We start from the raw sequence: 15421 nt of genomic DNA, 5'->3' as shown, positions 1-15421 counted from the left end.
CCGGGTGGATCAGTCGGTGCTGAAGGAGACGACGAGGTACTGCTTGTCGTCCAGGCCCGACTTGCTGGGCTCACTGACCATCTTCTCGGAGATGAACAGCCGGCCCTTCTCGTAGATGAACTCGGCGTAGTTGATGGAGAAGCTGGTCTCGGCGTCGCGCACCGACTCGTCGTCCGGGTTCGTCATCAGCACGGTCTGCTCGAACGTCGAGCCGTTGATGGAGACGATCTGGCCGCCCTTGTCGTACGGGGGACGCTTGTAGGCGATGACGTTGGAGCCGTCCATCCGCAGCGGGGTGAGGGAGTACCGGTCCCCGGCGTCGGCCCGGCCGCCGACGAGCTTGCCCGTCGTGAGGTCGAAGGCGACGATCTCGTTGGTGTCGCCGTACTCGCCGCCGCCCTCGTGGTCCTCGGTCGGCACGTACAGCCTGTTGTTGCCGACGGCGAGGGAGGTGCACTGCTCGACCTCGGTCGCCTGGCAGTCCGCGGCGTACTTGTCCGCGTCGGCGGAGATCCGGACGATGAGCTTTCCGGTGGCCGCGTCGATCGAGAAGAAGTCGGAGATGCTGCTGCCGTCCCCGGCGGTGTCACCGACGTCCGCGGCGACGACGAGCGGCTTGGTGGAGACGATGCTCGCGTACTCGACGCCGGCCGGCATGTCGTACGAGGAGAGCGGTGCGCCCGTGGTGGGGTTCAGGGACTGGATGCTGAGCTGCGGCTCGTCGTAGCTGCCGCACTTGCGGACCACGGCGAGTGCGTCGCCGCCGCCGTACCCCATGTCGTAGCAGTTGTCGGCGTCCGCCTTCGGCTTCCAGAGTTCGGCGCCGGTCGCGAGGTTGAACGCGGCGCCGCCGCTGGTCCCGCCCGCGGCGACCGTGGAGCCGCTGAGCGTGACCTCGCTGAACCGTACGGGCTTGTCACCGGTGGTCGGCGAGGTGACGGACTTGCTCCACATCAGCTTGCCGGTGGCCAGGTCGATCGCGCCGACCTGGTTGCAGGACGGGTACTTGTCCGCGGCGCTCGGCTTGCCCTCCTCGAAGGCGATCGCCGTCTTGTAGTCCTTGCTCATGTGCCGGGACGCGGCGCAGAGCTGGCCCTCGAGCGGGATCGACCAGAGCTTGGTGCCCTTGGCGATGTCGTAGCCGACGATCTCGTAGACGCCGGTCTTCACGTACGCCTTGTCGGTGACCCAGGAGCCGTCGACGACGGTGGTGTCGGTGACCTTGGGGTGGGGCAGCTGGAAGCCGACCTTGGACTTGGTGTCGGCGGGCGCCTTCTCGGTGCCGCCGGCCAGGCCGTCGCCCTCGCCGCCCTTGCCCTCGCCGCCGGTGGTTCCCGCCGAGGACGCCTGGTCCTTCTTCGTGTCACCGCCGTCACCGCCGCTGGAGGCGTAGAGGACACCGCCGCCGACGATCAGCACCACGGCGACCACCGCGGCGACGATGATCTTCATCTGGGTGTTGAACTTCTTGCCGCCGCCCGGCGGGGTGCCGTACTGCGGCTGCATGGGCGCGGTCGGGTAGCCGTATCCCTGCGGGGGCATACCGGGCTGTCCGGGCTGGCCCTGCGGGAAGCCGTAGCCGGGCTGTGTCGGCGGCTGGCCGGGGGGCGGAGCCTGCGGGAAGCCGTAGCCGGGCTGTGTCGGCGGCTGGCCGGGGGGCGGGCCCTGCGGGTAGCCGTACGCGGGCGGCGTCGGCGGCTGCCCCGGCGCGGGAGGCTGCGGGGCGCCGTACCCGCCGGGGGGCGGGGGCGGCGGGCTGCCGTAGCCGCCGGCGGGCGGGGTGGGCGGAGTGGCCGGGGGCTGCTGCTTGGCGAGCGGGTCGGACGGCGGCGGGGTGGGCGCGCCGAACCCTTCGGGCGGCGGGTCCTGGGGTGCGCCGAACCCGCCCTGGGGCGGCTCGTTCGGCGGTTCGCTGGGCGGCTGGGGCGGCTGGGTCATGGCGTACGTACCTCTGCGGAGTCTGTGGGGAGGGGGCTGCGGTTGCCGTCGTCGGCCGTCACTTGCCGAAGGCCATCATGGTCGTCTGCTCCTTCTCCTCCTCGTCGTTGCTCGCGCTGACGCGGTCGCTGACGATGAAGGAACGGCCGCCGGACCAGAGGACCTTGGAGGAGAAGAAGTTCTCGATGCGGGTCGTGGAGTCCGGGTGCTGCAGCACCACCTTGGGCGCGCCGCCGGTGGGGGCGATCGTCGCGATGGCCCCGCCCTTGTCGTAGGAGGGCTCCAGGTAGACGAGGACGTTGCCGCCCTCCATCCCCAGGGGCTTCATGGTGCGTTCGGCGGGTGCGTTCGACTTCCACTTGGTCTTGCCGGTGTTCAGGTTGAACGCCAGGACCTTGTTGGTGCGGGCGGAGCCGCTGGTGTCGTCCTTGGTCATCATGTAGAAGGTGTTGGCGTCGGCGGCGACGCCGGAGCACCCTTCGAGCTTCTCGCCGAAGACGGCGAAGTCGTGGCCGCAGTCGACGGTGGGGTTGTCGCCCTTGTCGCTGATCAGCTGGGACCGTAGTGTGCCGTTCTCCTTGAGCGCGAGGATGCCCCACTTCTTCTCCTCGCGCTGGGTCAGCGAGACGACGAGCGGGCTGACCGAGTAGACCTTGTCGACCTCCCAGCCGCGCTTGGGCTGGTAGGTCCACTTGGCCTTGCCGGTGGCCGGGTCGATCTCCTGGATCTGGTGCTGCGGGTTGTCGAGGTCCTCGACCCGGCAGCTGGTCGCGGCGATCAGCTTGGGGCCGCCGGCGAAGGCGAACGGCTTGCAGTTGCCCGACGGGGTGGAGAACAGCTCCGAGCCGTCGCTGACCTTGTAGGCGTTGGAGTTGCTGGTGCGGCCGACGGTCACGGTGTCGCCGCTGATCGCCAGGCCGATGTCGGAGAGCAGGTCCCAGGTGCCGTTCTTCTTGACCGACTTCTTCCATCCGGCCTTGCCGGTGTTGAGGTCGATCTGCTGGAGGACGGAGCAGTCGGCCTTGTCGGTGGTCCCGCTCTTCACGCCGATGACGATCTTTCCGTCGGCGGTGGGGTTCCCGGGCGCGGCGCACATGTCGGCGGGCAGCGGCAGGGTCCACTTCTGCTTGCCGTCGGCCACCGAGTAGCCGTTGACGGAGCGGTACATGCCCTTGACGAGGGTGTCGCCGACGATCCACGGCCCGTACACGTTCGCGCCGTTGCGCGGCAGGTCGATGTCGTTCGTCGTCAGCCAGAGGACCTTCGCCTCGCCGGGCTTGCGCCCGGCGTTGAGGTCGTCGTTCGTCTCGCGTCCGTCGCCCTTGCCGTCGCCCTGGTCGACGCTCTCCGAGGCGCTCGGCGCCGAGGGGGCGGCCGTGGGCTTGGCGACGGGGTCCTTCTCGTCGTCACCGCTCGTCAGGAGGAAGAACCCGCCGCCGACGACCAGGAGTGCGGCGAGTGCCGCCCCGATGATGACGGCCGGCTTGCCCTTGAAGGGGCCGCCGCCGGAGCCGCCGGGCGCGGGCGCGCCGGGGTACTGCTGCTGCGGGTAGCCGTACCCGGGCTGCTGGCCGTAGGGGCCGGGCTGTCCGTACGGGCCCGGCTGCTGGGCGTACGGGCCGGGCTGCTGGCCGTAGGGGCCGGCCGGGGCGCCGTAGGGGCCGGGCTGCTGGGCGTAGGGGCCGGGGGCGGCCTGGCCGGGCGGCTGTCCGGGTGCCTGGGGGTAGCCGTGGCCGGGCTGCGCGCCGGGGGCCTGCGGGTAGCCGTAGCCCGGCTGGGCGGGAGGCGGCGTCTGCGGTGCGCCGGCCGGGGGCGGCGGTGTGGCCGGCGCCTGCGGCGGAGCTGCCGGGGGTGACTGCGGCTGAGGCGGCGTGCCCTGCGGTTCCTGCGGAGCCCCGAAGCCCCCCTGCGGCGGTTCCTGGCTGGGCGGCTGGGTCATCAGCGCGTCCCCCTTCGTGCGGTCCGGTGCCCGGTCCGGTCTCCCCCGCGATTCCGCTGGGCTCAGAGGATCGGCTGAAGGAGATTCTCTGAATTCCCCCCGGAAAGGAGCGAATCGGGCATGGCTTCCGCGGCGTTACGACAGTCGAGCGGGGCTTCTTTGTACCACCCGCGCCACCCTCGGTCAGGATCGGTCCATCCCCTGTTCCCAAGGGAGGACCGGGCCGTGATACCGCTGTTATGCGCCTGCGGGGCGGCCGGGCGGGCCGGGTTTCCCGACGTCACGTCAACTCTCGCCCCGAGGTACCCGTTTCACCGGTGACGGCCTCCTCGCCCTGCGGCCCGATGGCGGGCGCTCCCGTGGCCGGCCGTCTCCACCTCGTCCTCGCTGATCCGCTCGGGGAGCAGATGGGAGCGGCCTCCCCGCCGGACGGCCCCGGACTGGAAGACGAAGGCGCCGGGAGGCCGGGTCATCAGCACGTCCCCCTTCGCGCGGTCCGACGCCCGGTCCGTCCACATGACCGGGCGGCCTCCTTCCGCCACCCGCCCTGGACAGTCTTTCGCGAACGGGTCGCATGCGAGAAGTCCTTGGGGGCGGTCCGCACGGGAGCGCCCTCTGGGCGGCGGGCCGGGCGGGCTCGGGCGCCCCGTCCCGGCCGCCCGCCGTCAGGCGTCCTCGGCCAGTTCCAGCCAGCGCATCTCCAACTCGTCGCGTTCGGCGACCAGCTCGCGCAGTTCGGCGTCGAGCTTCGCGACCTTCTCGAAGTCGGTGGCGTTCTCGGCGATCTGGGCGTGCAGCGACGTCTCCTTCGTCGACATCTTCTCGAGCTGCCGCTCGACCTTCTGCAGTTCCTTCTTCGCGGCGCGGGCCGCCTGCGGGGAGACCGTCTCGGCCTGCGTGGGCCGGGGCGCCGGAGCACCGGCGGACGCGGGGGCGGCCGCCTCCTCCATGCGCTGCCTGCGCTCGATGTACTCGTCGATACCGCGCGGCAGCATCCGCAGCGCACGGTCGCCGAGGAGCGCCATGACCTTGTCCGTCGTCCGCTCGATGAAGAAGCGGTCGTGGGAGATGACGATCATCGATCCGGGCCAGCCGTCGAGGAGGTCCTCCAGCTGGGTCAGGGTCTCGATGTCCAGGTCGTTGGTGGGCTCGTCGAGGAAGAGGACGTTGGGCTCGTCCATCAGGAGGCGCAGGATCTGCAGCCTTCGCCGCTCACCGCCGGAGAGGTCGCCGACCGGGGTCCACTGCTTCTCCTTGGCGAAGCCGAACTGCTCGCAGAGCTGTCCGGCGGTCATCTCGCGGCCCTTGCCGAGGTCGACCCGGTCGCGCACCTGCTGGACCGCTTCGAGGACGCGCAGGTTCTTGTCGAGTTCGGCGACCTCCTGGGAGAGGTAGGCGAGCTTGACCGTCTTGCCGACGACGATCTTCCCGTCGGCGGGCTGGACGTCACCCTGGCTGCGGGACGCCTCGGCGAGCGCGCGCAGCAGCGAGGTCTTGCCCGCGCCGTTGACGCCGACCAGGCCGATGCGGTCGCCGGGGCCGAGCTGCCAGGTGAGGTGGGTGAGGAGGGTCTTGGGCCCGGCCTGGACGGTGACGTCCTCCAGGTCGAAGACGGTCTTGCCGAGGCGGGCGTTGGCGAACCGCATCAGCTCGCTGGTGTCGCGCGGGGGCGGCACGTCGGCGATCAGCTCGTTGGCCGCCTCGATGCGGTAGCGGGGCTTGGAGGTACGGGCGGGGGCGCCGCGCCGCAGCCAGGCCAGCTCCTTGCGCATCAGGTTCTGCCGCTTGGACTCCTCGGTGGCGGCGATGCGCTCGCGCTCGGCGCGCGCGAAGACGTAGTCGCTGTAGCCGCCCTCGTACTCGTGGACGGTGCCGCGTTGGACGTCCCACATGCGGGTGCAGACCTGGTCGAGGAACCAGCGGTCGTGGGTGACGCAGACGAGCGCGGAGCGCCGGGCGCGCAGGTGGCCGGCCAGCCAGGAGATGCCCTCGACGTCGAGGTGGTTGGTGGGCTCGTCGAGGACGATGAGGTCCTGTTCGGCGATGAGCAGCTTGGCCAGCGCGATCCTGCGCCGCTCTCCGCCGGAGAGCGGGGCGATGACGGTGTCCAGGCCGTGCTCGAAGCCGGGGAGGGCGAGCCCTCCGAAGAGTCCGGTCAGCACGTCGCGGATCTTGGCGCTGCCCGCCCACTCGTGGTCGGCGAGGTCGCCGATGACCTCGTGCCGGATGGTGGCCTCCGGGTCGAGCGAGTCGTGCTGGGTGAGGACACCGAGGCGGAGCCCGCCGTTGTGGGTGACCCGGCCGCTGTCGGCCTCCTCCAGCTTGGCCAGCATCCGGATGAGCGTCGTCTTGCCGTCGCCGTTGCGGCCGACGACGCCGATCCGGTCGCCCTCGGACACCCCGAGGGATACACCGTCGAGCAGGGCACGGGTGCCGTACACCTTGCTGACCTGCTCGACATTGACCAGATTGACGGCCATTTCACTCCTGCCTCGGGGCTCCCCGCTGCGGGGAACGCTCGACGTCCCAGAGTAGTCGCCGCGCGGGGTGCGGTAGCGTGCGGCGATCGGTCATGGGGCGTAACCCCAGGTCGGAGCGGGTCGGAACATCTCTGGGGTGGGGACTTCATGATGCGTGGTGCGATACGGGCCCTGATACCGGCGTTCCTGACGGCGGCCGCGCTGGCCGGCTGCTCGTCGTCCGCGGACGGCGGTACGGACGAGGGCAAGAACGGGGACACCGCCCCGCCGGAGGCGGCGGAGAGCACCGGAGCGGAGGAAGGCGGCACGGTCGGCGGTGCCGGTTCGCCGTGCGAGCTCCCGGTGACCTTCGCACTGGCCGCGGACTGGAAGCCGCAGGCGGTCACGGTGGAGCCGGACTCCGGCCTCGCGGAGCTGACCGAGCAGGGGACGGTCACGCTGGTCTGCGAGATCGACGCGAAGCCCGCCGGGAGCATCGGCTACATCCGGGTGTGGCGGGGCGGGGCGCCCGGCGAGGACCCCGCCGAGGCGCTGAAGGCCTTCGTCACGGACGAACCGGGCGCGGGCGAGGCGGTCTGGACCCGGGTGAAGGCGGGAGCCCTCGCGGCCACCGAGGTCGCCTACACGGTGGACGGCGAACTGCTGGACGAGCCGAAGAAGGAGCGGGCCTTCGCCGTCGCCACGCCCGGCGGGCCGGTGGTGGTGCACCTGGGCGGGCTGGACTCCGACGAGCACGAGGCGATGCTCCCGGCCTACGAGCTGGCGAAGCGGACCCTGAAGGTGGGCTGACGGGCACGCCGTACCGCCGGGTGCACCGCGGCCGGCCCGGGACCGGTCTCCGGGGGCGGCACTCACCGTCCGGCCCGTTCGACGAGCAGCCAGCCGCCGAGGGTCATGGCGACGGCCGCGGGTGCGCTGACGTGAACGGCGATCAGCAGTGCGGTACGGCCCTCCAGCAGCCCCGCGTAGCCGACCATGGACAGTGCGAGCACGCCCAGCAGGGCGAGGGTGACGCCGAACGCCGAGAGTGCCCCCGTGCCGGTCGAGGCCCGGGGCGCGAGGGTGGGGGCCGGGCGTTCGAAGGTGCGGAAGACGGCGACGAGTGCCGCGGTGAGGGCGAGGGCAGCGGCGACCCGGACCGGCACCTGTGCCCACCAGGCCCCGGTGGCCGGCTCGGGCAGGGCGACGCCCAGGGCGAGCATCGCCCCGTACACCCCGAGCATCGCCGTGAGGTGCCAGAGGAACGCGGTCATCGCCACGCCGTTGGCGGCGACGACGGCGCGCCAGACCCGGGGACGGCCGGCGAACCGGGTGCCGTACGGCCTCAGCAGCCCGACCGCCCCGACCAGCCAGAGACCGTGCGCGAGCAGGGCGAGGGTGGGCGGCGCCATGTTGCTGATCTTCTCGCCCGGCATCCCGACCATGGACAGCGGATACGGACCGCATGCCACCAGCGCGACGGCCGAGGCGAGCCCGGCGCCCGCGAGGAGCCCGGGCCTGCGGATGCGGTCGTCGGCGTGCAGGAAGCCCAGCTGGTGCACGGCGAGCCAGACGAAGGCGAAGTTGAGGAACTCGACGTAGGGCACTCCGGCGGCGAAGCGCAGTACGTCGACGGCCGCGGCGGCGGTGACCAGCGCGGCGAACGCGCCCCAGCCGTGCCTGCCGTGCGCCCTCAGCAGGAGGGGGGTGCACGCCACCATGGCGAGATGGATCCCGATGAACCACAGCGGCTGGGTCACCAGCCGCAGGGTCACCCCGGTCAGCCCGCCGTCACCTCCGGCCACTGCGACGGCGAGCGCGGCGGCGCCCCACACCAGGACGAACACCATGGTGGGCCGCAGCAGGCGCTGGAGCCGGGCCCGCAGGAAGGCGGGGTACACGGAGTCCGTGGAGCCCTCCGGCCGCCGACGCAGCAGTGAGCGGTAGGACAGGGCGTGGGAGAAGCCGCCGACGAAGAAGAAGACCGGCATGATCTGGAGGGCCCAGGTGAGCAGTTGCAGACCGGGGACGACGGCGAGGAGGTTGCCGACCCCGTCGGTGGTGACGGCCGCCATCAGCCAGTGGCCGAGGACGACGGTGCCGAGCGAGGCGACGCGCAGCAGGTCGATGTAGCGGTCCCGGGTGGCAGGTGTGGCCCCGGCGAGTTCGCGAACACGTGATCCCATGGGGGTACGGTCGCGCCGGGCGGGGTGTCCCCGGGAGCGCGACCGTACTCAAATCCCTTGTCAGTAGCGCCTGTCAGACGACGACGGCCCCGGGCGCCGGCGACACCGCGACCCGGGCGCTGCGGCAGGTGCCGGATGCCAGCAGTGCGTCGGCGACCTTGTGCGCCGATTCCGCGTCGGCCACCAGGAACGCCGTGGTCGGCCCCGATCCGGAGACCAGGGCGGCCAGGGCGCCTGCCGAGGTGCCCGCGGAGAGGGTGTCGTTCAGGGCGGGCCGCAGCGAGAGCGCCGCGGCCTGGAGGTCGTTGGAGAGGGCGTCCGCGAGGGCGGTGGTGTCGCCCTTGCGCAGGGCGGTGAGCAGCGCGGGCGAGGCGACGGGCGCCGGGACGTCCGTCCCTTCGGTGAGGCGGTCGAACTCGCCGTAGACGGCGGGCGTGGAGAGGCCGCCGTCGGCGACCGCGAAGACCCAGTGGAAGGTGGAGCCGACCTCGACGGGCGTGAGCATCTCTCCGCGCCCGGTGCCCAGCGCCGCGCCTCCGACCAGGCTGAAGGGCACGTCGCTGCCGAGCTCGGCGCAGATCTCCAGGAGTTCCTCCCGGCTCGCGCCGGTCCCCCACAGTGCGTCGCAGGCCAGCAGGGCCGCGGCGCCGTCCGCGCTGCCGCCGGCCATACCGCCGGCGACGGGGATGTCCTTGGCGATGTGGATGTGGACGTCCGGGGCGAGCCCGTGCCGTGCGGCCAGGGCGGCCGCGGCGCGGGCGGCGAGGTTGGTGGCGTCGAGCGGGACCTGGTCGGCGTCGGGCCCGGAGCAGGTGACGCGGAGCGCCTCGGCGGGGGTGACGGTGACCTCGTCGTACAGGCCGACGGCGAGGAAGACGTTGGCGAGGTCGTGGAAGCCGTCGGGGCGGGGGGCGCCCACCGCGAGCTGCGCGTTGACCTTGGCGGGGACGCGGACGGTGACGCTCTGGGTCATGCGGTCGGCTCCGGCTTGTTCTCGGCGATGGCGGCGAACTCCTCGACGGTGAGGGCCTCGCCGCGGGTCTGCGGCGCGATCCCGGCGGCGGTGAGGGCGGCCTCGGCGGCCGGCGCGGAGCCCGCCCAGCCGGCGAGGGCGGCGCGCAGGGTCTTGCGGCGCTGGGCGAACGCGGCGTCCACGACGGCGAAGACCTCGGCCCTGCTCGCGGTGGTCCGGATCGGCTCCGCGCGGCGCACGAGGGACACCAGACCCGAGTCGACGTTGGGGGCGGGCCAGAAGACGTTGCGTCCGATCGATCCGGCGCGCTTGACGTCGGCGTACCAGTTGGCCTTGACCGAGGGGACGCCGTAGACCTTGTTGCCGGGCCGGGCGGCCAGCCGGTCGGCGACCTCCGCCTGCACCATGACGAGGGTCCGCTCGATGGTGGGGAAGCGCTCCAGCATGGTGAGCAGCACGGGAACGGCGACGTTGTACGGCAGGTTGGCGACGAGCGCGGTCGGTGCCGGGCCGGGCAGTTCGGTGACGAGCATCGCGTCCGAGTGGACGAGCGCGAAGCGGTCGGCCCTCTCGGGCAGCCGTGCGGCGACGGTGGCGGGCAGGGCGCCGGCGAGGACGTCGTCGATCTCCACGGCGACGACCCGTCCGGCCGACTCCAGCAGGGCCAGGGTGAGGGAGCCGAGGCCGGGCCCCACCTCGACGACCACGTCGTCGGGTCGCACCTCGGCGGTCCGTACGATCCTGCGGACCGTGTTGGCGTCGATGACGAAGTTCTGGCCGCGCTGCTTGGTGGGGCGTACGCCCAGCGCTGCGGCCAGCTCGCGGATGTCTGCGGGGCCCAGGAGGGCGTCGGGCTCTGTGGTGCTCACCCGTCAAGCCTACGGCCGCCGGAGGGCCGGGAATCCTCCGCCCGGCGGCGTCGCGGCCCCGGCTGCCTCGCGGCGTACGACGACCTCGTCCCCGTCGTCGAGTCCCGTGCCGGGGGCGGGCACGACATGGTCGAGGGCGCCGACCGGGACGCCCTCCGTGTCGAGGAGCTCGCCGACGTCGTCCGCGAAGGTGTGCAGGGTGCGCGACGTCCCGTCCACGTCGACGCGGACCGCCTTGTCCTGGGCGAGGAAGGCGGCGGTGCCGCCGGCGAGGACGACGAGGACCAGGGCCCGGGGTACGAGGCTCCGCAGCGGCGTCGGCGCGCTCCGGTGGCGCCGCACCGCCCGGTGGCCGGCGTGGCGCCCCTGACGCCCTGCCGGGGTCCGGAGGGCGGGGCGCGGCTGCGGGGCCAGCGGGGTGTCCAGCACGGTCGGGTCGTGGACCTGGATCCGGGCGGGCAGGATGCCGGCGACGAGCGTCTGCTCCTCGTGGAGGGAGCGCGGCGGTGGCACGGGGACGGCCCGTGCCGCCGCCTGCCCCGTACGTCCCTCGCCGCGCGGTGCGCGGTGACTGCCCTGCGAATGGCCCACGACGCTCCAGGAACTCCGGTTTCCGACCCCGATGCGCGGGCACGATAGCGGACGTCCCGTCACCTTCCAAAGTCGTCCGATTACCCTACGTGTCGGGGCGGCGGGGTGCGGGCCGCGGTGAGCGGCGGCCTGGCCGTCAGAAGTCGAACGCCCGTGCCGTGTTGTCGTGGACGGCGGCGGCCAGGGTGTCCTCGTCGGTCCCCCGCACCTCGGCCATCGCCCGGAGCGTGACCGGGATGAGGTAGGGCGCGTTGGGCCGTCCCCGGTAGGGGGCGGGTGTCAGGAAGGGGGCGTCCGTCTCGACGAGCACCAGCTCGGTGGGGGCGACGGCCAGCGCGTCGCGCAGCGGCTGCGCGTTCTTGAAGGTGACGTTGCCGGCGAACGACATGAAGTACCCGGCCCGCGCGCAGATCCGGGCCATGTCGGCGTCCCCGGAGTAGCAGTGGAAGACCGTCCGCTCGGGCGCGCCCGCGTCCGCGAGGATGCGCAGGACGTCGGCGTGGGCCTCCCGGTCGTGGATGACCAGCGCCTTCCCGTGCCGCTTGGCGATCTGGATGTGCGCCCGGAAGGACTCCTCCTGGGCGGCCATGCCCTCGGGTCCCGTGCGGAAGTGGTCGAGTCCGGTCTCGCCGACGGCGCGTACGTGGGCGAGGGCGGCCAGCGCGTCGATCTCGGCGAGTGCCTCTTCGAGCGCGGCCCGCCCACCCGGCTCGCGTACGCCCTGGCGCGACCCCTCTCCCCCGGGGTCGCCGTGCACGATGCGGGGCGCCTCGTTGGGGTGCAGGGCGACGGAGGCGTGGACGGAGGGGTGCGCCGCGGCCGTCTCGGCGGCCCAGTGGGAGCCCTTCAGGTCGCAGCCCACCTGCACGACGGCGGTCACGTTGACCGCCGCGGCACGGGCCAGCGCCTCCTCGACGGTTCCGTCCTGCATGTCGAGGTGGGTGTGGGAATCGGCGACCGGAACCCTGAGGGGTTCGGGGAGCGGCGGGGCGTCGGTACGGCTCATGCCCCCGACTCTACGAGGGCACGGGCCCTCGTCTCACCGCCGGTGGAAGGGGTGGAGCAGATCGGACAGCTGCCAGTGGCGGGCCTCCCCGCCGGCGGGCGTGACAGCGGAGGCCGCGATCCGCTCCCCTTCGGGCCCGCCGGGGCGTGAGGCGTTCTGGCGCTGGAGCAGCTGCTGGACGGTGGACACCCGGCCGGACCGCATGATCCGGACCAGATGGCCGCCGCAGTTGGCGCAGGTCGGGGTGGAGAGCGGCGAGGGAACCCGCTCCCCGTCCGCCTTGTACACGACGAAGGCGTTGCCGGAGCCGTCGACGTGGTGCTCTATCTCGTAGGCCTGTTCCCAGCCGTGTCCGCACCGCATGCAGGCGAAGGCGTACGCCTCGTGCGCGGTGGTCGCTGCGATCTCACTCATGCCTGCTCCTCTTGTCCTGTGGACAAGCACTCCGGACAAGCACTCCGGATGGTGCGTTCCACTCCCAAGTGGACGCCTCTTCCGGTGGCCGACGCACCAGGTCTGCCGAGTATTGGAACGCTTTTGGCCGATCCGTGGGCAAAGGGCCCGTTACGCGGCTCGCGCTTTACATTTCAGGCTAGTCCTTTGCCCTGGTCCTGGCCGGTCCGAGCAGCGTTCTTTGCCGCCACCACCGCATCGAAGACCTCACGCTTGGGCAGCCCCGCCTCGGCGGCGACGGCCGCGATGGCCTCCTTGCGCCTCTCCCCCGCCTCCTCGCGCACCTGCACCCTGCGTACCAGCTCCTCGGCGTCCAGGTTCTCGTCGCCGGAGTCCGTGGCGCCCTCGACCACGACGGTGATCTCGCCGCGCACGCCCTCCGCCGCCCAGGCGGCGAGGTCGCCCAGCGGGCCGCGCTTGACCTCCTCGTAGGTCTTGGTCAGCTCGCGGCACACGGCGGCCCTGCGGTCGGCGCCGAAGACCTCGGCCATGGCGGCCAGGGTGTCGTCCAGCCGGTGGGGTGCCTCGAAGAAGACCATGGTGCGGCGCTCCGCGGCGACCTCGCGCAGCTTCCCGAGCCGCTCGCCGGCCTTGCGCGGCAGGAAGCCCTCGAAGCAGAAGCGGTCCACGGGCAGGGCGGACAGCGCGAGGGCGGTCAGCACGGCGGACGGGCCCGGCACGGCGGTGACCTTGATGTCCTGTTCCACCGCCGCCGCGACGAGGCGGTAGCCGGGGTCGGAGACCGACGGCATCCCCGCGTCGGTGACCAGCAGGACGCGGGCGCCGCCGGCCAGCGCCTCGACGAGTTCGGGCGTGCGCGCCGACTCGTTGCCCTCGAAGTACGACACGACACGCCCCGTCGTGTGGATGCCGAGCGCCTGGGTGAGCCGGCGCAGCCGCCGGGTGTCCTCGGCGGCCACGACGTCGGCCGTCTCCAGCTCGGCGGCGAGCCGTGGCGGGGCGTCCGCCACATCGCCGATGGGGGTCCCTGCGAGTACGAGCGTTCCAGTCGTTCCAGTCACGTCGGCCATACTCCCAGCACGGACGGCACCACTCGCACAGCCGCGTTCCCTACGATGGCGCGGTGACGAGTACCGCACCCGAGGCCCGGCAGGGCGACGACGCCGGGGAACACGCCGGTGACCAGGCGCATTCCTGGCAGCGGCGGCTGCGCCGCTTCGGCCATTCCCCGAGCCCGGAGACGGGGCTGCGCGAGCGCCTCGTCCCCCCGTACACCCGCCCCGGCGGGCAGTTCTGGTCGGTGCTCTCCGTGCCGCCGGTCCTGGCGGAGCGCCTGGTGCGCTGGTCCGCCTGGGGCGGTCCGCTCCTGGTGGCGCTGGTCGCCGGGGTGCTGCGGTTCTGGAACCTCGGCAGTCCGAAGGCGGTGATATTCGACGAGACGTACTACGCCAAGGACGCCTGGGCGCTGGTGAACCAGGGGTACGAGGGCTCCTGGCCCAAGGACATCGACAAGCAGATCCTCAACCACCCGTCCTCGGTGGACGTCCCGGTCGACCCGGGCTACGTCGTCCATCCGCCGGTCGGCAAGTGGATCATCGGGATCGGCGAGCAGATCTTCGGGTTCACGCCGTTCGGCTGGCGGTTCATGGTGGCGCTGCTCGGCACCCTCTCGGTGCTGATGCTGTGCCGTATCGGCCGCCGGCTGTTCCGTTCGACGTTCCTGGGCTGCCTGGCCGGGACCCTGCTGGCCGTGGACGGGCTGCACTTCGTGATGAGCCGCACCGCGCTGCTCGACCTGGTGCTGATGTTCTTCGTGCTCGCGGCGTTCGGCTGCCTCGTCGTCGACCGCGACCGGTCCCGGGCCAGGCTGGCCGCGGCGCTCCCGGTGGACGAGGACGGCCTGCTGCGCCCGGACTCCCACGTCGCGGAAACGCTCCGCCTGGGGTGGCGTCCGTGGCGGATCGCGGCGGGCCTGATGCTCGGCCTCGCCTTCGCCACGAAGTGGAACGGGCTCTACGTCCTGGCGGCTTTCGCCGTGATGGCGGTGCTGTGGGACGTCGGCGCCAGACGCGCGGCGGGCGCGGTGCAGCCGTACCGCGCGGTGGTCCTGCGGGACCTGCTGCCGGCGTTCCTCTCCACGGTGCCCGTCGCGATCGGCACGTACGTCCTGTCGTGGACCGGCTGGATCGTCACGGACAAGGGCTACTACCGCGACTGGGCCGCCACCGCGGGCAAGGGCGGCAACTGGACGTGGCTGCCGGACTGGCTGCGCAGCCTCTGGCACTACGAGTACCAGGTCTACGAGTTCCACATCGGGCTGACATCGGGCCACACCTACCAGTCCAACCCGTGGAGCTGGATCGTCCTGGGCCGCCCGGTGTCGTACTTCTACGAGGAGCAGGCGGGCTGCGTCACCTCGGAGACCGGCAAGTGCGCCCGCGAGGTCCTGGCCATGGGCACCCCGCTGCTCTGGTGGGCGTCCTGCGTGGCCCTGCTGTACGTCCTGTGGCGCTGGTTCTTCCGGCGCGACTGGCGGGCGGGTGCCATCGCGTGCGGGGTGGCGGCCGGCTGGGTGCCCTGGTTCTTCTACCAGGAACGGACCATCTTCCTGTTCTACGCGGTGGTGTTCGTCCCGTTCCTCTGCCTGGCGGTCACCATGATGATCGGCGCGATGCTCGGCCCCGCGGCCGGCACCGGGACCAAGGACCGGATCGGTCTGATGACCACCGACCCCACGGGTGAGCGCAGACGCATGCTGGGAGCGATCGGGGCCGGGGTCCTGGTGCTGCTGATCATCTGGAACTTCATCTACTTCTGGCCGATCTACACAGGCACGTCGATCCCGGACACGTCCTGGCGCGACCGGATGTGGCTGGACACCTGGGTGTAGCAGGGAGAACGAACCAGGAGGGCCCGGCAGTCCGCCGAGCCCTCCTGGTCATCGGCGCCCCGCGCCCGCCGGGAATTGCGGGACAGCCCTCAGCGGCGGGGCCGGGCGGCGGCGCGTGCGCGGCGCGCCCGCTCGAACTCGGCGGCGTCCGGCATC

13 protein-coding genes are annotated in these 15421 nt (G+C 72.4%); 2 read left to right on the top strand and 11 right to left on the bottom strand.

Going from position 1 to position 15421, the window contains the following annotated elements:
• Positions 1-9: 9 nt before the first annotated feature.
• From ACFXOA_RS15705 to ACFXOA_RS15690, 4 genes are all read right to left on the bottom strand, one after another.
• The gene (locus ACFXOA_RS15705) at positions 10-1938 is read right to left on the bottom strand and encodes a PQQ-binding-like beta-propeller repeat protein (protein WP_385027565.1); all 1929 of its coding nucleotides are present in this window, start codon (positions 1936-1938) and stop codon (positions 10-12) included.
• Positions 1939-1996: 58 nt separating this feature from the next.
• Positions 1997-3877, bottom strand: a complete 1881-nt coding sequence (locus ACFXOA_RS15700) for a PQQ-binding-like beta-propeller repeat protein (RefSeq protein WP_385027561.1) — start codon at positions 3875-3877, stop codon at positions 1997-1999.
• A 311-nt stretch (positions 3878-4188) separates the two neighbouring features.
• Positions 4189-4395: a hypothetical protein gene (locus ACFXOA_RS15695; protein ID WP_385027558.1), complete on the bottom strand. Its 207-nt coding sequence runs from the start codon at positions 4393-4395 to the stop codon at positions 4189-4191.
• Between the two features lie 147 nt (positions 4396-4542).
• Positions 4543-6357, bottom strand: coding sequence for an ABC-F family ATP-binding cassette domain-containing protein (locus ACFXOA_RS15690; RefSeq protein ID WP_385027555.1), 1815 nt, complete (start codon positions 6355-6357; stop codon positions 4543-4545).
• A 147-nt stretch (positions 6358-6504) separates the two neighbouring features.
• On the opposite strand from ACFXOA_RS15690, the gene ACFXOA_RS15685 reads away from it, so the two are divergent.
• The gene (locus ACFXOA_RS15685) at positions 6505-7146 is read left to right on the top strand and encodes a lipoprotein (RefSeq protein ID WP_385027552.1); all 642 of its coding nucleotides are present in this window, start codon (positions 6505-6507) and stop codon (positions 7144-7146) included.
• A gap of 62 nt (positions 7147-7208) precedes the next feature.
• Here the strand turns inward: ACFXOA_RS15685 and ACFXOA_RS15680 are convergent, their stop codons facing one another.
• From ACFXOA_RS15680 to rsmI, 7 genes are all read right to left on the bottom strand, one after another.
• Entirely contained in the window at positions 7209-8522 is a 1314-nt protein-coding gene (locus tag ACFXOA_RS15680; protein ID WP_385027549.1) for an acyltransferase, read from the bottom strand.
• A gap of 73 nt (positions 8523-8595) precedes the next feature.
• Positions 8596-9495, bottom strand: coding sequence for a 4-(cytidine 5'-diphospho)-2-C-methyl-D-erythritol kinase (locus tag ACFXOA_RS15675; protein WP_385027546.1), 900 nt, complete (start codon positions 9493-9495; stop codon positions 8596-8598).
• Entirely contained in the window at positions 9492-10364 is an 873-nt protein-coding gene (gene rsmA, locus ACFXOA_RS15670) for a 16S rRNA (adenine(1518)-N(6)/adenine(1519)-N(6))-dimethyltransferase RsmA (protein ID WP_385027543.1), read from the bottom strand. Before rsmA ends, ACFXOA_RS15675 begins: the two co-directional genes overlap by 4 nt.
• 9 nt (positions 10365-10373) lie before the next feature.
• Entirely contained in the window at positions 10374-10955 is a 582-nt protein-coding gene (locus ACFXOA_RS15665; protein ID WP_385027540.1) for a ubiquitin-like domain-containing protein, read from the bottom strand.
• A gap of 136 nt (positions 10956-11091) precedes the next feature.
• On the bottom strand, positions 11092-11961 hold the full coding sequence (locus ACFXOA_RS15660) for a TatD family hydrolase (protein WP_385027537.1): 870 nt from the start codon (positions 11959-11961) through the stop codon (positions 11092-11094).
• Positions 11962-11994: 33 nt separating this feature from the next.
• Complete coding sequence (locus ACFXOA_RS15655) at positions 11995-12375, bottom strand: hypothetical protein (protein ID WP_385027534.1); 381 nt, start codon at positions 12373-12375, stop codon at positions 11995-11997.
• Positions 12376-12548: 173 nt separating this feature from the next.
• Positions 12549-13445 carry a 16S rRNA (cytidine(1402)-2'-O)-methyltransferase gene (rsmI, locus tag ACFXOA_RS15650; RefSeq protein ID WP_385027531.1) on the bottom strand — a complete coding sequence of 299 codons (897 nt, stop codon included), beginning with the start codon at positions 13443-13445 and terminating at the stop codon, positions 12549-12551.
• A gap of 53 nt (positions 13446-13498) precedes the next feature.
• Between rsmI and ACFXOA_RS15645 the strand changes: the two genes are divergently transcribed.
• Entirely contained in the window at positions 13499-15265 is a 1767-nt protein-coding gene (locus tag ACFXOA_RS15645; protein ID WP_385027528.1) for a dolichyl-phosphate-mannose--protein mannosyltransferase, read from the top strand.
• Positions 15266-15421 lie beyond the last annotated feature (156 nt).

Origin of the sequence: Streptomyces sp. NPDC059166 (genome assembly GCF_042755185.1) — a bacterium.
GTDB lineage: Bacteria > Actinomycetota > Actinomycetes > Streptomycetales > Streptomycetaceae > Streptomyces.
The sequence above is the reverse complement of the archived record's forward strand: the minus strand, read 5'-3'. Positions and strand labels throughout refer to the sequence as shown.

Bases quoted from the DNA above. Each gene is read 5' to 3' on its own strand.
- ACFXOA_RS15700 (WP_385027561.1), bottom strand. From the start codon at position 3,877: ATGACCCAGCCGCCCAGCCAGGAACCGCCGCAGGGGGGCTTCGGGGCT.
- ACFXOA_RS15680 (WP_385027549.1), bottom strand. From the start codon at position 8,522: ATGGGATCACGTGTTCGCGAACTCGCCGGGGCCACACCTGCCACCCGG.
- ACFXOA_RS15655 (WP_385027534.1), bottom strand. From the start codon at position 12,375: ATGAGTGAGATCGCAGCGACCACCGCGCACGAGGCGTACGCCTTCGCC.
- ACFXOA_RS15675 (WP_385027546.1), bottom strand. From the start codon at position 9,495: ATGACCCAGAGCGTCACCGTCCGCGTCCCCGCCAAGGTCAACGCGCAG.
- ACFXOA_RS15660 (WP_385027537.1), bottom strand. From the start codon at position 11,961: ATGAGCCGTACCGACGCCCCGCCGCTCCCCGAACCCCTCAGGGTTCCG.
- ACFXOA_RS15690 (WP_385027555.1), bottom strand. From the start codon at position 6,357: ATGGCCGTCAATCTGGTCAATGTCGAGCAGGTCAGCAAGGTGTACGGC.
- ACFXOA_RS15695 (WP_385027558.1), bottom strand. From the start codon at position 4,395: ATGTGGACGGACCGGGCGTCGGACCGCGCGAAGGGGGACGTGCTGATG.
- ACFXOA_RS15685 (WP_385027552.1), top strand. From the start codon at position 6,505: ATGATGCGTGGTGCGATACGGGCCCTGATACCGGCGTTCCTGACGGCG.
- rsmI (WP_385027531.1), bottom strand. From the start codon at position 13,445: ATGGCCGACGTGACTGGAACGACTGGAACGCTCGTACTCGCAGGGACC.
- ACFXOA_RS15705 (WP_385027565.1), bottom strand. From the start codon at position 1,938: ATGACCCAGCCGCCCCAGCCGCCCAGCGAACCGCCGAACGAGCCGCCC.